1 protein-coding gene is annotated in these 437 nt (G+C 52.6%); it reads left to right on the plus strand.

From position 1 onward, the window contains the following. Nucleotides 1-383 (plus strand): hypothetical protein (locus tag IFT54_RS20190; RefSeq protein ID WP_206758152.1); only part of this gene is annotated, 383 nt, incomplete at its 5' end. Nucleotides 384-437 lie beyond the last annotated feature (54 nt).

Here is a 437-nt window from a genome sequence, read left to right on the forward strand (position 1 = left end):
CCAGGGCCTGGTTTGGGCTAGCTATCGTCTACATTTCAGGAGCTTCAGCGATGGAAGAACCAGGATACAGAAGCGATACAAAGGAGCTTTGGAAGCGTGTCGTTCCTTTAGTCGTTGGAGTGGTGGCGCTTCTTGCCATACCACGAGCCGCCATGATGGCGCTCATGACCCCGATGATGTTTGACGCACCCGAGACGATTTCGAAGATTGGCCCTTATATTATGCTTGCGGTGCTACTGGCGAAGCCAGTGATGCTGTTTAGCACCGTGGTGTTATCCTTTCTTGTCTTCAAAGACTTTTCTCAGCGTCGCTTTGTGGGACTGCTCGTCGTACCCGCACTTTGGTGGGCAATTTATTGGGTGTCACTCGTGGTGGTGGCGTAACGCAGGTCGATGTTTACGGCGTTGCCCTCTTAAGGAACGTCTGCTCTCCACCAA

It is taken from the genome of Sphingomonas sp. CFBP 13714, from assembly GCF_014842205.1.
GTDB lineage: Bacteria > Pseudomonadota > Alphaproteobacteria > Sphingomonadales > Sphingomonadaceae > Sphingomonas > Sphingomonas aerolata.